A 14,294-nucleotide genomic window follows, 5' to 3' on the forward strand; every position below is an offset into this window, starting at 1 on the left:
GACCGACCGCGGCCCACCGCCGGGGCGGCGACAATAGCGCCATGGCCCAGATTCCCGACTTCACGGAGCCGACGCTCCACACCGACCCCGCCGACGCACTGGCCCAGGTGCAGCGCATCTACCAGCAGCAGATCGGGCATCTGCGCGACGCCATGCAGCGCTTCGTGGCGGGCGAGACGCCCTCCGGGCATGTGCGGGCGTTCTACCCCTTCGTGCGGGTACAGACCACCACCGTGGCCCGCGCAGCCACGCAGCTGGCCTACGGCTTCGTGGAAGGTCCGGGGCGCTACGAGACAACCCTCACCCGGCCCGACCTGTTCGCCCGCTACTACCTGGAACAGCTGCGCCTGCTGCGCGCCAGCCACAACGTGGAGCTGGAGGTCGGCGTGAGCAGTCAGCCCATCCCGATCCACTTTTCGTTTGCCGAGCACGACCACATTGAGGGCACGCTGAGTGCCGAGCGGCGCATGCTGATGCGCGACGTGTTCGACCTGCCCGACCTGGCGGCCATGGATGACGGCATCGCCAACGGCACGTGGGAACCGCGCGCAGGCGAGGCGCATCCGCTGTCGCTCTTCACGGCGCCGCGCGTCGACTACTCGCTGCACCGCCTGCGCCACTACACCGGCACGGCGCCGGAGTGGTTCCAGAACTTCGTGCTGTTCACCAACTACCAGTTCTATATCGACGAGTTCGTGCGCCTGGGCCATGCTGAAATGGCCAAGGAGGACAGCGAGTACATCGCCTTCATCGAGCCCGGCAATGTCGTCACACGCCGCAAGGGCCTGCCGGCCGAGCCGGCCGACGATCTGGGCGTGGCCCCGCCCCGCCTGCCCCAGATGCCGGCCTACCATCTGGTGCGTGCCGACCGCAGCGGCATCACCATGGTGAACATCGGCGTAGGCCCGTCCAACGCCAAGACCATCACCGACCACATCGCGGTGCTGCGCCCACACGCCTGGATGATGCTGGGCCACTGCGCAGGCCTGCGCAACAGCCAGCAGCTGGGCGACTACGTGCTGGCCCACGCCTATGTGCGCGAAGACCATGTGCTGGACGAAGAACTGCCCCTGTGGGTACCCATCCCGGCACTGGCCGAGATCCAGATGGCGCTGCAGCAGGCCGTGGCCGACGTGAGCCAGGTGCCCGAGGACCAGCTCAAGCGCATCATGCGCACGGGCACCGTGGCCAGTACCGACAACCGCAACTGGGAACTGCTGCCCGACAACATGCCCCAGCTGCGCTTCAGCCAGAGCCGCGCCGTGGCCCTCGACATGGAAAGCGCCACCATCGCGGCCAACGGCTTCCGATTCCGAGTGCCCTACGGCACCCTGCTGTGCGTGAGCGACAAGCCTCTGCACGGCGAGATCAAGCTGCCCGGCATGGCCAACCACTTCTACCGCGAGCGGGTCGACCAGCATCTGCGTATCGGCATGCGCGCGGTGGACATCCTGCGCGCCGGCGGGGTGAGCCGGCTGCACAGCCGCAAGCTGCGCAGCTTTGCCGAAGTCGCCTTCCAGTGAACGGCTGAAAGCGAGCGGCTCGCCCGGCCATGCCCCTGGATTTCGTCACGCTGCTGGCGATCACGGCGATCAACCTGTGCATGCTGGCAGCCGTGCTGCCGCTGATCATGGGCGCCGGCGTCAGCCGCGCCGCCCGCAGCGTGCAGGCCAGCATCCTGCTGCAGGCACTGGGCTGGGTCGCTCTGATCGTATCGACCCGCGTGCGCGGCACCGTCTGGGACCAGATGCTTTCCACCGCGTCCATGGCCGCCATCGCGGGGGCCCAATGGACACTCTTCATCGCGCTACGTGACTGGCTCGGTCCTCGCCCGGGTGCCCGCTGGGTGCCCGTGCTGGCCATCGCCATTCCGCTGGGCTACACGCTCGGGTTCGGACACTACGCCTTTCGCGTCGGCTGGTCCAACTTCCTGCTCGCGGCTCTGGTGCTGCTCGTGGCCCGCGCGACGCTCGCGCCCCAACGTCCGGCGCAGGGCCGATGGCGCATGCTGCTGTGTGCCTGCCTGCTGCTCATGGCCGGTTTCACCGCCGCGCGGGGGGCGCTGGGGGCGTTCACCAGCGCCTATCCGAGCTTCAGCACGCCCCATCCCGTCAATGTGGGCTCCGCCATCGCAGCGAACGTCACCGCGGTCCTGGGCATCGTGGCCCTCATGGTGGCCTGGCGCACCGAGGCCGAGGACCGGCTGCGCGCCCTGGCCACGACCGATGCACTGACAGGCATCGCCAACCGGCGCGGCTTCGACCTCCATGCGCAAACGCTGCTCGCCGAGGCGCTGGAGGCCCGCGACTCCGTGACCGCGGTGATGTTCGACCTGGACCACTTCAAACGCATCAACGACACCTACGGCCACGACGTGGGCGACCGTGCCCTGAAGTTGTTCGCACGCCTGCTGAGCGAGGCTCTGCCCTCAGGCGCCTTGGCGGGACGCATGGGCGGCGAGGAGTTCGTCGCGCTGCTGAAGCACCGCTCGGACACGCCCGCTGCGCAGCAGCTGGACAGGCGCCTGCGGGCCCGGCTTGCCGCAGAAACCGGCCCGCATCTGGGCTTCTCGCTGGACTACAGCGCGGGCGCGGCCACGGTCTCGCCTCAGCGCATGCCCGCACCGGTTCACCTGCGCATCGACCTGACGGCGCGCGCAGATGCCGCGCTGTACCAGGCCAAGGAACGGGGCCGCGGTCTGCTCATGGAAGCCGGTGTACCGGCCTGACATAGGAAATGCAGGGCTGGCACGCTTCCCGCACGGCCTGCTGCGAGCGGACCCCAGGTCGAGAGTAAAAGCCTGGCAATGCAAGCAGGCAAGCGACTGACGGCCTCATGGCACTGGCCGCGCAGAAAGCAAAAAGGGTCACGACAGTGTCGTAACCCTTGATTGCTGGGACTTTGGTTGCGCGAGAAGGATTTGAACCTCCGACCTTTGGGTTATGAGCCCAACGAGCTACCAGACTGCTCCATCGCGCGGTAATTGGTTTCTAACGCGCTTCCCTAACCATCAGGAAGCCGCCGGCATTGCCGAAGCACACGAGTATATCCCTGAAAGCGCCGACGCCATGTGAAGGCGCACAATTTGACCGGAAGGCAATGTGGCAGGCTACCGTGCAGACGCTACAGTGAAGCGCCCGGCAGTGCGCCGCATCACACCGGCCCAGAACCTGCGTGGCCTGTGCTGCAAGCCTGGCGCAGGCGCGCCAGCGGGCAATCGCATTACAGAGTGAAGACCATGACCACCAACTTGGACATCATCCGAGCGACCTATGAAGGTTCGCCGGAAGAGAACGGCCGCCATCTGCTCGCAGCACTGGCGCCCGATGCCAGTTGGACAGAGGCGGCGGGCTTTCCCTACGCCGGCACCTACGTCGGCGCCGAACAGATCCTTGCGGGCGTCTTCCAGCGGATAGGCGCCGAATGGGAAGGCTTCAGCGCCAAGGTTCATACCTACCTGGCCGATGGTGACCGGGTGGCTGCATTTGGCATCTATTCAGGCACCTCCCGCAAGACCGGCAAGGCCATGACGGCGAGCTTCTCCCATCTCTACCGGCTCAAGGACGGCAAGATCTTGAGCATGGAACAGTGTGTGGACAGCCACCCGGTGCAGCAGGCGCTGCTGCCCTGACCGGAACCGCCCCGGCCCCCCGTGAGCGACGCTCTTCTTGATCTGCACCGCATCCTGGCATGGATGCGGGCCGGCCAGTGGAATGCCGCGCACGACCAGGTACAGCAGCACGAGGGCCCGCTCGCCGCCTGGCTGCATGGCCTTCTGCACCTGCAGGAGGGCGATCTGGAAGACGCCGAGAACTGGTACGAACGCGCGGGTCAGCTCTTCAGGCAACGCGGCACGTTGGAGGAAGAATTGATCCGCTTTGAGGCCGCCATCAACGCGCAATGCGGCAGGTGATCGCCTAGGGCTTGAACAGGCCCCAGGCTCTCTGCGGCGGGCCCGTAAGCTTGCCCGCCAGGTTCCTCCTGCGCATCGCAACGACAATGCGGCATGGAACAAGAGACCCCTTCCGGTTCGCCCATCAGCGATCTCCGGCCTTCAGGCAAAGCCCCGGGCTCCACGCGATGCCGTCACAACGACCAGAGAGACGCCGAAAGGCACCGCTGATGGCCAAGCTCCCTCCTCCGGTCCTCCGTACGCTGCCAAATGGAGTTCGACTCCTGGCGCTTCCCATGCCCCATGTGCAGAGTGCGAGCGTGGGGGTTTTCCTGCGCGTGGGCTCCCGCGACGAGACGCCAGCCACCAATGGCATCAGCCATGTCCTGGAACACATGGCCTTCAAGGGCACGACCACGCGCTCCGTGCAGGACATCAACCTCGATGCCGAGCGGCTGGGTGCCGATGTCAACGCCTACACCGGCAAGGACAGCACCGGCTACTTCATGACCGGCCTCGGACAGCACGCGCAACGGCTGCTCGGCATGACGGCAGACATCGTCCTCCACAGCACTTTCCCCGACATCGAGCTGCAACGCGAACGGGAAGTGATCCGACAGGAAGCCATCGAGTACGACGAAGACCCTGAAGACAGCTCCAATGACCTGCTCGACCGCGCCCTCTGGGGCGACGCCTCCATGGGCATGCCGGTGATAGGCACCGTGCAGAACATCGAAAGGTTCACCCGCGATGATCTCGTTCGCCATGTGCAGCAGCACTATGTGGCGGAAAAGACCGTTGTTGCCGCCGCAGGCCAGTTCGACATCGACGCCTGGATGGCACATGCCGAAGCCCTCTTTGCATCCATGCCGGCAACGGCCGATTGCGCAGGCTCGCAGCCACCGGAGGCCTGCGCGTATGTCGGGCAAGCGGTCGCCCGGCGCTTCACACAGGTGTCCCAGGTCTTCCTGAACATCGCCTATCCGCTACCGCCCGCAGGTCCGGACACATCACCCCAGCGGTGGCGCCTGGCGGCCGCGCTCGCAGCCAACCTGTTCGGCGGCGGGATGTCGGCCCCGCTGGTCGACACGGTGCGCGAACGGCTCGGCTTGGCCTACACCGCCGACGCCACCATCGACAGCGGAGACGCCTGGATCAACTTCGTGGTCCACGCCGTCACCACCCCCGACAAGGTCGAAGCGCTGGTGCGTGCCACAGGCGAGCTGCTGCACGCCCAGGCCGCGGCCATGGACCCGGTTCATCTGGAACGAGCGAAGAACCAGCTGACCGTCTCCCGCGTACGGGCGAGTGAACGCCCCTTCGCCACGATGGAAAGAGCTGTCGAGGACCTCTTCGCCCATGGCGCCGTGACCCCCTTGGCCGAGACGATCGCGTTGATCGACGGCATTCGATCGGAGGAGGTACGGGAGGTTTTCGTGCAGATGCTGGCGCATCCTCCGGCACTGTCGATCACAGGAAAGGGCGTCAGCGCGAAGTCCGCGAAGCAGTTGGCGGCGGCACTGGCACCCTGAACCCGAGAAACAAGAAAAAAGCCGTTGAACAATCAACGTTTCTCGATGCCTTGCCGGATGCGTGCGTGCGCCTCGGTGGTTTTCGTGAGTCGCTGAGCGTCGCTTTCGGGTGGCCAGGGGAAGCTCCGACCGTTGAGGAAACAGGCTCGGGAGCCGGCGCATCGGAGCCCGGCTGAGTTTGGGCTGGCGGAGATGCAGAACACGTGTTGTTGGACATGGAAGTTGGACGTTTTGGACAAACAACTTCGAAGCCCTGCCGCACAAAGAAAAAAGCCCTTGAAAATCAAGGGCTTAGTTCATTTTGGCGGAGAGGGTGGGATTCGAACCCACGGTAGTGTTGCCACTACGCCTGATTTCGAGTCAGGTACATTCGACCACTCTGCCACCTCTCCTGTGTGTCGAAGCTCGCATTCTAGCAGGAAGTTAAGCGGCGAGAACGCTCAGGCCGCCCATGTAGGGACGCAGCACTTCGGGAATGGTCACGCTGCCGTCGGCGTTCTGGTAGTTCTCCAGCACGGCCACCAGGGTGCGGCCCACGGCCAGCCCGGAGCCGTTGAGGGTGTGCAGCAGTTCGTTCTTGCCCTGCGCATTCTTGAACCGGGCCTGCAGGCGGCGCGCCTGGAAAGCCTCGCAGTTGCTGACCGAACTGATCTCGCGGTAGGTGTCCTGCGCGGGCAGCCATACCTCCAGGTCGTAGGTTTTGGCCGCACCAAAGCCCATGTCGCCCGAACACAGCAGCATGACGCGGTACGGCAGGGCCAGCTTCTGCAGCACGGTCTCGGCGTGGCCGGTCATCTCCTCCAGGGCGTCGTAGCTTTTCTCGGGGTGCACGATCTGCACCATCTCGACCTTGTCGAACTGGTGCTGGCGGATCATGCCGCGCGTATCGCGGCCGTAGCTGCCGGCTTCCGAACGGAAGCACGGCGTGTGCGCCGTGAGCTTGATCGGCAGTTCGGCTTCGGCCACCACCACGTCGCGCACGAAGTTGGTCAGCGGCACTTCGCTGGTGGGAATGAGGTACAGCGCGGCGTTGTCTGGCACCGGTTCGCCGTCCTGCCCGCCCTTCTTCGCCGCGAACAGGTCGCCTTCGAACTTGGGCAGCTGCCCCGTGCCCTTGAGCGAATCCGCATTGACGGCGTACGGCACGTAGCACTCGCTGTACCCATGCTCCTGGGTCTGCACGTCCAGCATGAACTGCGCGAGCGCCCGGTGCAGGCGGGCGATGCCGCCCTTCATGACGGTGAAGCGCGAGCCCGACAGCTTCACACCCATGTCGAAGTCCAGGCCCAACGGCGTGCCCACGTCCACATGATCCTTGACGGCGAAGTCAAACGTCTTGGGCGTGCCCCAACGGCGCACTTCCACGTTGCCCTGCTCGTCCCTGCCCACGGGCACGCTGGCGTGCGGCAGGTTAGGCACCGCCACCAGCATGGATTGGAGTTCGGCCTGGATCTGCTCCAGGCGTGCGGCGGATTGCTCCAGCTCGGCCTTGAGCGCACCCACCTGCGCCTTGGCGGCCTCCGCGCCGTCCTTGTCGCCCCGGCTGATGAGCATGCCGACCTGCTTGGACAGCTGGTTGCGCTGCGCTTGCAGCTCTTCGGTACGCGTCTGCAGCGCCTTGCGCTCGGACTCCAGGGACTGGAAAGCCTCCACATTCAGGAAGGCCTGGGGCTTCTTGCGGGTTTCCAGCCGCGCGAGGGCGGAGTCGAGGTCTTTGCGAAGGAGAAGGATATCGAGCATAGCCCGCAATTCTAGTGGGCCGGCCGGCGTCGGACTCGCCGGTTGGGGCTGCGTGCAGCGGCCTGCAGGCCCAGGTCCGCTGCGGGCGCAGGGCCTCCGCCTGCCGCATGGGCGGCCCGTTCAGGCGAGCGTGGACGGATCGCAGTTGGCGCCGCACACGATCAGGCCCACGGTCTCCTGCGGGCCCGGCCGGTACACGCCGCTGTGCAGCGCCGCCAGGCCCAGCGCGGCCGCCGGCTCGACGGCGAGCTTGAGTTCGCGCCACAGCCAGCGCTGCGCGTCGCGGATGGCTTCGTCGCTGACGAGCAGCGAGCGCTGCACGTGGCGCTGGGCCACCTCCCAGGCAATGGCACCGATGCGGCGCGCGCCCAGTGAATCGGCCGCCACGCCCCCCACCTCGACATCCACCGGTGCGCCCACCTGACGCGCAGCGTGCAGCGTGGGCGCGCGCTCGGGCTCCAGCGCGACCACCTCGGCCCGGCCGGCCACCCAGGCCGCCACGCCGCCGATCAGTCCGCCGCCGCCCACGCTGACCAGCAGGCTGTCGGGCAGCGCGCCGGCCTGCGCTTCGATCTCCAGCGCCAGCGTGCCCGCGCCCGCCACCACTTCGGGCTGGTCATAGGCGTGCGTGAGCAATGCGCCGGTGGCCTGCTGGCGCTCCAGGCAGGCTTGCAGCGCTTCGGAGTACGTCGCTCCGTGAACGACGACCTCGGCCCCCAGGGAGCGCAGCCGCGCGCGCTTGGCCTCGGGCGAGACCTCGGGCACGAAGACCTCGCAGCGTGCGCCCAGGGCCTGGGCCGCCGCCGCCGTGGCAATGCCGGCGTTGCCGCCCGAGGCGATGATCACGCCGCTGGCTGGCAGGGGCTGCGCCAGCAGCCGGTTGAGCATGCCCCGCGCCTTGAAGCTGCCGCCGATCTGCAGGTGCTCCAGCTTCAGCCAGACCTCCTTGCAGTCCACCCCCAGTGCAGCGCCTCCCAGGCGCATCAGCGGGGTGGCGCGGATGAAGTCCTGCTGGGCGGACAGGCGTTGCTGGGCGGCAGAGATGGCGGCGCGGTCGATCATGGAAAAAGTATCCTCGTGTCGGGCAAACCGTGCAGTTTAGGGCGACGCGAACCTCGGGGGCCCGTTGCAACCAGGCGATACACAATCACCGCACAGAAGCGCCCTGCCGCTGCCGATAACATGGGCAGGGACTGCGACGCACCGGGCGTGCGCAGGCCATTCCCCCGGCAGGAGGTTCCGATGTTTTTCGTGTTCGGCCCATCAGGGCAGATGTACCGCGGCGGGCCCGAACAGCTGTCCAGCGTGGCACCGGTGCGGCGCGTGCAGCGGCCGCAGGCCCTGCGCACGCGCAGCGAAGAGCTGCCGCTGCCGGACCCCGCCTTCGTGCCCCCGGCGCCCACCCCACCACCGCCAGCCGCCAAGGACATCCGCACGCAGGAGGCCGTCAACGCGTACGCCCAGACGGAACAGGGGCCGCAGCAGGCGCGGCAGCCGCTGTCTCGGGTGCGGGATGTGATGACCCAGGGCGCGCTCTCCGTGCCGCCCGACGTGCGCGTGAACGACGCCTGGCAGACGCTGGCGGAGCACCACATCGCCCAGGCCCCCGTGCTCGACGCGCAGGGACGGGTCGTCGGCCTGCTGCTGCGCGCCGACATGGCCCCGCTGGACCTGCTGCCGGAACCCGGCAGCGTGAAGGACGCCATCGCCCTGGCCCGCCGCCCCGTGGCCGAGGTGATGGTGAGCCCGGTGCCGACGGTGGCCGAGGACACCGACCTGCGCCGAGTGGCCAGCGTGCTGCTGGACACGGGCCTGCCCGGCCTGCCGGTGACGGACGAGTTCGGGCGCATGACGGGCTTCGTGTCGCGCACCGACATCCTGCGCGCGGTGGCGGCCGACCCGCCGCTTGATCTCTGGAGCTGAGCGAGCCCGCTCGCCCCGGCGGCAGGCACACCCGCCACAGCGGCCAGAAACGACGAGGCCGCCCGCGGGCGGCCTGTTACAGAGGGTGGCAGGGCAGACGGCGCAAGCCGCCTCCCGCCATGCCGTTATTCGGCAGCCGTTGCGCCCGCCGTTTCCTCCAGCTCCACCGGCGGCACGCGGATGGCCAGCACCTTGTCGATGGTCTTGCCGTCCATGTCGACCACCTCGAAGCGCCAGTCTTCCCACTGCACGGTGTCGGTCACCTTGGGCAGTTTGCCCGTCAGCAGCATCACCATGCCGCTGAGCGTGTGGTAGCGGCCGCGGTCTTCCTCGGGCACGGTGTCCAGGTCGAGGCGATCCTTCAGCTCCGGCACGGGGATGTGGCCGTCCAGCAGCCAGCTGCCATCCTCGCGCTTCACGGCCCAGGAGGTCTCCGGGTCGCGCGCCTGGAATTCGCCGGTGATCGCCTCGATCAGGTCTTGCAGCGTGACGATGCCCTGCACCTCGCCGTACTCGTCGATGACGAAGGCCATGTGCACATCCGACAGGCGGAAGTTGTCCAGCAGCTCCATGCCGGTGATGGTCTCGGGCACGTACAGCGCCGTCTGCAGCGGCTGGGAGGCGAGTTCGCGCACCTCGGCGCCGCCCTCGCGCAGCGAGCGCGACAGCCACTGGCGCGCGTTCAGCACGCCCAGGATGTTCTCCATGCCGCCGCGCACCACCGGAAAGCGGGCGTGGTCGGATTCCTCGATGCGGCGCAGGTTCTCCTCAAAGGGCTCCTCCACGTCGAGGAAGGCCACATCGGCGCGGGGCACCATCAGCGAACCGATCTGGCGGTCGTCCAGGCGGAACACGTTGCGCACCATCTGGTGCTCGTGCGACTCGATCACGCCGGCGCTCGTGCCTTCGGCCAGCACGGCGTGGATCTCGGCCTCGGTCACCGCGCTGGCGGTGTTTTCCTTCACGCCCAACAGGCGCAGCAGCGTCTGCGTGGAGATGGACAGCAGGCGCACGAACGGCTTGGTGGCAATGGCCAGCCAGTTGATCGGGCGGGCCACCAGGCGGGCCAGGGTCTCGGGATAGCTCTGGCCCAGACGCTTGGGCACCAGCTCGCCGACGACGATCGAGAAGTAGGTGATCAGCACCACCACCAGACCGGTGGACAGGTAGCCGGCGTATCGGGTTTCCACGCCCACGCCGATGAGCCATTCGCTCAGGGGCTGCGCCAGCGCGGCCTCGCCCACGATACCGTTGAGCACGCCGATCGACGTGATGCCGATCTGGATGGTGGACAGGAAGCGGGTGGGGTCCTCCCCCAGCTTGACGGCTGCGACGGCGCCGCTATCGCCCTCATCGATCAGCTTCTGCAACCGCGTTTTGCGGGCGGAGACCAGAGCCAGCTCCGACATGGCGAACACGCCATTGAGCAGGATGAGGGCGAACAGTATTGCTATTTCCATAAAGGGGAAGCCCTGGGTGCTTCCTCGGGTGTGAACAAGCCTCTGATTGTAAGAAGTCACAGCCCGCGCAGGGTTTTACCCCTGCCGGGCCGTCAGGCGGGCGCCAGCCTGGGGGCCCCGCCGCCGGTTTCATCGCAGGGGGAGAATATGACCAAAACGACCTCCAGCGCTTATCCATCAAGCGCAAGCAGCTATCAAAATCATTGCAAGCGGCACCGCGCCGGGCGCTGCGGCAGGGCCCGCGCGCAGGCCGTCAGTGGGCGGCAGGGCCGGTTTCGGGGGTGCGCTGCGTGATCTCCAGCCCCGTGGCCGCGTCGATCTTCAGGCCCTTGGGCAGCGGGAATTTGATGGTTTCCTCGATGCCGTCCATCTTGCGCACCGACACGGCGCCCAGCGCCTTGATGCGGTCGATCACCTGGCGCACCAGGATCTCGGGCGCCGAGGCGCCGGCGGTCAGCCCCACGCGGGCCACGCCCTCGAACCAGACGGACTGCAGTTCCTCCGCACTGTCGACCATGTAGGCCGAGGTGCCCAGGCGTTCGGCCAGCTCGCGCAGGCGGTTGCTGTTGGAGCTGGTGGGGCTGCCCACCACGATCACCAGGTCCACCTGCGGGCTCATGATCTTGATGGCGTCCTGCCGGTTCTGCGTGGCGTAGCAGATGTCCTGCTGCTTGGGCTCGCGCACCCGCGGAAAGCGGGCACGCACGGCGGCGGTGATCTCGGCCGCATCGTCCACGCTCAGCGTGGTCTGCGTGACCACGGCCAGCTTCTCGGTCTGGCCGGGCTGCACGCGGGCCACGTCGGCCACGTCTTCCACCAGGTGGATGCCGTAGTCCAGCTGGCCCATCGTGCCCTCGACCTCGGGGTGGCCCTTGTGGCCGATCATGATGAACTCGTAGCCTTCCTTGGCGAGCTTGGCCACCTCGACGTGCACCTTGGTGACCAGCGGACAGGTCGCGTCGAAGATGGAAAAGCCCCGCGCCCGGGCCTCTTCCTGCACGGCCTTGCTCACGCCGTGAGCGCTGAAGACGAGCGTGGCGCCGGGCGGCACGTCGGACAGCTCTTCGATGAAGATCGCGCCCTTGGCCTTGAGGTCGTTCACCACGTAGGTGTTGTGCACGATCTCATGGCGCACGTAGATGGGCGCCCCGAACTTCTGCAGCGCGCGCTCCACGATCTCGATGGCGCGGTCCACGCCGGCGCAGAAGCCGCGCGGCTCGGCGAGGATGATTTCCTGGGGGGTGTTCATGCGCTCACAGCACCCCGATGAGCTGCACCTCGAAGGTGACCGGCACGCCGGACAGCGGGTGGTTGAAGTCGAACTTCACCGCGCCGTCCTCGCGCACCTCCAGCACCACGCCGGCGTACTGCCCCGTGCCGTCGGGCGTGGGGAACTGCACCACATCGCCCAGCGTGTACTGCTCGTCCGGGTCGCCCAGCTCGTTCAGCAGCTTGCGCGCCACCCATTGCTGCATGTCGGGGTTGCGGTCGCCGAAGGCCTCGCCGGCCGGCAGCGTGAACGTGGTGCGCGTGCCTTCGGCCAGGCCGAGCAGGCACTGCTCCATGGCCGGCGAGAGCTCCCCTGCGCCCAGCGACAGCGTCGCCGGCTTGTCGCCGAAGGTGTTGATCACGTCGCCCGCCGGACCGGCCAGGCGGTAGTGCAGCGTGAGGAAGGAACCGGGCTGCACGGTCGGGACGTCAGCGGCGGCGGAAACGGGGGAGGAAGAAGTCATGGGGCTCTCGATAAACTGCCCCCATTGTAAAAAACCGGGGTAACCCCCTTGGGCGTGGGCCCGGGCGGCGGCGCAGCCCCTGCCGCCATGTCGCTCAAGAACCTGCCTGCCGATGCGCAGCCGCGCGAGAAACTCCTGGCCCGGGGCGCCTCGGCGCTGACCGACGGCGAGCTGTTGGCCCTCCTGCTGCGCACCGGCATCGTGGGCAAGGGCGTGCTGCAGATGGCGCAGGAACTGCTTGACCCGCCTCAAGCCGACCGCGCCACGGGGCGTGTGACCGGCGGCTTCGGCGGCATTGCCGGCCTGCTGCACGCCAGCGCCGACGACCTGAAACGCATCAAGGGCCTGGGCCCCGCCAAGCGCGCCGAACTGGTGGCCGTGCTGGAGCTGGCGCGCCGCGCCCTGGCGCAGCAGCTGCGCGAGCGCGAGGTGTTCAGCTCCCCCGGCGCCGTGAAGGAGTACCTGCAGCTGCACCTGGCCGCCAAGGGACACGAAGTCTTCGCCGTGCTGTTCCTGGACAGCCAGAACCGGCTGGTGGCGATGGAGGAACTGTTCCGCGGCACGCTCACGCAAACGTCGGTGTACCCCCGCGAAGTGGTGCTCCGCGCCCTGCACCACGGCGCCGCCGCCGTCGTGCTGGCCCACAACCACCCCAGCGGCAGCGTCCAGCCCAGCCGCGCCGACGAGGCGCTGACGAAGACGCTCAAGACCACGCTGGCCCTGGTGGACGTGCGCGTGCTCGACCATGTAATCGTGGCGCCCGGTGCGGCGCTGTCCATGGCCGAAGAGGGGCTGGTGTAGGCAGCCTGCGAAGACCTTGCACTCCATGGCCTGGAACCCATCACGTTTTCGCGCCGCGTTGCCGGCCCTGCTGGCGGCCGTGCTGGCCGCTGGCTGCGCGTCCCCTGGAGCCCCACCGGCCCCCACCGCCCCGCCCGGCCTGCGCCTGATCGGCACCGCCGCCATCCCACCCGGCACCGACGTGCTGGGCACCCCCTTCGGCGGCATCTCGGGCATCGATTACGACCCGGCCACCGGCCGCTGGCTGCTCATCAGCGACGACCGCTCCGCGCTGCAGCCGGCGCGCGTCTACACGGCGCAGCTGCACTACACGGCCCACGGGCTCGATACGCCGGTGCTCACCGGCACGTACACGCTGCGGCATGCCAACGGGCGGCCCTATCCCTCGCCCCGCCGCCCCGAGGCGGGCATGGACGTGCCCGATGCCGAGGCCGTGCGCTGGCTGCCCGGCAGCGGCGGGCACTTCCTGTGGACCAGCGAGGGCGATTTCGCGCGCGGTTTCGGCCCGCAGCTGCGCGAGAATCGGCTGGGCGGCAGCGCCGTTCGCGACCTGCCCCTGCCCGACAGCTTCCAGCCCGATCCGGCGCACCGCCGCGGCCCGCGCGCCAACACCACGCTGGAAGGCCTGGCCTTCGCGCCCGATGGCCGCACCGCCTGGCTGGGCATGGAGATGGCGTGGCGGCAGGATGGCCCCGTGCCCACGCCGGGCGCGCCCGGCGGGCCGCTGCGCATCACGGCACTGGACGTGGCGACCGGCCGGCCGCTGCGCCAGATCGCCTACGTGCCGGACGCCGTGCACCACGCCCGGCGCATCCCCTGGGGGCCGCAGCTGAACGGCGTGAGCGAGATCCTGGACGACGGCCCGCACCACCTGCTGGTGCTGGAGCGCAGCTACAGCGCAGGCGCCGGTTTCGGCGCGCGCCTGTACCGCATCGACACCCGTACCGGCACGGACACCCAGGCGCTACCCGCCCTGGCGCCCGGCAACCATGTGCCGGTATCCAAGACGCTGGTAGCCGACCTCGCCACGCTGGGCGCGGGCGCGCTCGACAACCTGGAAGGCATGGCCTGGGGCCCGCCGCTGGCCGGCGGGGGGCGGGTGATCGTGTTCGTCAGTGACGACAACTTCAACCCCGCGCAGACCACGCAGTTCATCGCAGTGGAGTACCCGCCCGGCGGCGCCGAGGGCCGCTGAGCGCCAAGCCGGGCGCGC

The 14,294-nt window shown here is 68.2% G+C and carries 13 protein-coding genes and 2 tRNA genes; 8 read left to right on the top strand and 7 right to left on the bottom strand.

The features are described from left to right. The first annotated feature begins 41 nt into the window (after window positions 1-41). Both QE399_RS03110 and QE399_RS03115 read left to right on the top strand, forming a co-directional pair. On the top strand, window positions 42-1,523 hold the full coding sequence (locus QE399_RS03110; protein ID WP_309826024.1) for an AMP nucleosidase: 1,482 nt from the start codon (window positions 42-44) through the stop codon (window positions 1,521-1,523). Window positions 1,524-1,552: 29 nt separating this feature from the next. After that, complete coding sequence (locus tag QE399_RS03115; RefSeq protein ID WP_309826025.1) at window positions 1,553-2,728, top strand: GGDEF domain-containing protein; 1,176 nt, start codon at window positions 1,553-1,555, stop codon at window positions 2,726-2,728. Window positions 2,729-2,902: 174 nt separating this feature from the next. Here QE399_RS03115 and QE399_RS03120 read toward each other — a convergent pair. After that, window positions 2,903-2,979: transfer RNA gene (locus QE399_RS03120), tRNA-Met, on the bottom strand. A gap of 259 nt (window positions 2,980-3,238) precedes the next feature. On the opposite strand from QE399_RS03120, the gene QE399_RS03125 reads away from it, so the two are divergent. From QE399_RS03125 to QE399_RS03135, 3 genes are all read left to right on the top strand, one after another. Further along, a complete protein-coding gene (locus QE399_RS03125) occupies window positions 3,239-3,631 on the top strand; it encodes a nuclear transport factor 2 family protein (RefSeq protein ID WP_309826027.1) in 393 nt (130 codons plus the stop codon). Window positions 3,632-3,694: 63 nt separating this feature from the next. Then, window positions 3,695-3,913: a hypothetical protein gene (locus QE399_RS03130; RefSeq protein ID WP_309831911.1), complete on the top strand. Its 219-nt coding sequence runs from the start codon at window positions 3,695-3,697 to the stop codon at window positions 3,911-3,913. Window positions 3,914-4,122: 209 nt separating this feature from the next. Next, window positions 4,123-5,424, top strand: a complete 1,302-nt coding sequence (locus QE399_RS03135) for a M16 family metallopeptidase (protein ID WP_309826029.1) — start codon at window positions 4,123-4,125, stop codon at window positions 5,422-5,424. 302 nt (window positions 5,425-5,726) lie between these two features. On the opposite strand, the gene QE399_RS03140 is transcribed toward QE399_RS03135, so the two are convergent. The 3 genes from QE399_RS03140 to QE399_RS03150 all read right to left on the bottom strand — a co-directional run bounded on the left by QE399_RS03140 (window position 5,727) and on the right by QE399_RS03150 (window position 8,226). Next, window positions 5,727-5,816: transfer RNA gene (locus QE399_RS03140), tRNA-Ser, on the bottom strand. A gap of 31 nt (window positions 5,817-5,847) precedes the next feature. Beyond that, entirely contained in the window at window positions 5,848-7,164 is a 1,317-nt protein-coding gene (gene serS, locus QE399_RS03145; protein WP_309826030.1) for a serine--tRNA ligase, read from the bottom strand. Between the two features lie 120 nt (window positions 7,165-7,284). After that, window positions 7,285-8,226, bottom strand: coding sequence for a threonine/serine dehydratase (locus tag QE399_RS03150; protein WP_309826032.1), 942 nt, complete (start codon window positions 8,224-8,226; stop codon window positions 7,285-7,287). 180 nt (window positions 8,227-8,406) lie between these two features. On the opposite strand from QE399_RS03150, the gene QE399_RS03155 reads away from it, so the two are divergent. Then, window positions 8,407-9,087, top strand: coding sequence for a CBS domain-containing protein (locus QE399_RS03155; protein ID WP_309826033.1), 681 nt, complete (start codon window positions 8,407-8,409; stop codon window positions 9,085-9,087). A gap of 125 nt (window positions 9,088-9,212) precedes the next feature. Here QE399_RS03155 and QE399_RS03160 read toward each other — a convergent pair whose 3' ends face one another. The 3 genes from QE399_RS03160 to QE399_RS03170 all read right to left on the bottom strand — a co-directional run bounded on the left by QE399_RS03160 (window position 9,213) and on the right by QE399_RS03170 (window position 12,280). Then, a complete protein-coding gene (locus tag QE399_RS03160; RefSeq protein WP_309826034.1) occupies window positions 9,213-10,547 on the bottom strand; it encodes a hemolysin family protein in 1,335 nt (444 codons plus the stop codon). A gap of 253 nt (window positions 10,548-10,800) precedes the next feature. Then, complete coding sequence (ispH, locus tag QE399_RS03165; RefSeq protein ID WP_309826036.1) at window positions 10,801-11,796, bottom strand: 4-hydroxy-3-methylbut-2-enyl diphosphate reductase; 996 nt, start codon at window positions 11,794-11,796, stop codon at window positions 10,801-10,803. A gap of 4 nt (window positions 11,797-11,800) precedes the next feature. Further along, window positions 11,801-12,280 (bottom strand): FKBP-type peptidyl-prolyl cis-trans isomerase, encoded by a 480-nt coding sequence (locus tag QE399_RS03170; protein WP_309826038.1) that lies wholly within the window; start codon window positions 12,278-12,280, stop codon window positions 11,801-11,803. An 87-nt stretch (window positions 12,281-12,367) separates the two neighbouring features. Between QE399_RS03170 and radC the strand changes: the two genes are divergently transcribed. Next, window positions 12,368-13,081, top strand: a complete 714-nt coding sequence (radC, locus tag QE399_RS03175; protein WP_309826040.1) for a RadC family protein — start codon at window positions 12,368-12,370, stop codon at window positions 13,079-13,081. Between the two features lie 25 nt (window positions 13,082-13,106). Then, entirely contained in the window at window positions 13,107-14,276 is a 1,170-nt protein-coding gene (locus QE399_RS03180; protein WP_309826042.1) for an esterase-like activity of phytase family protein, read from the top strand. The last annotated feature ends 18 nt before the right edge of the window (window positions 14,277-14,294 follow it).

The organism is Paracidovorax wautersii, from assembly GCF_031453675.1.
GTDB lineage: Bacteria > Pseudomonadota > Gammaproteobacteria > Burkholderiales > Burkholderiaceae_C > Paracidovorax.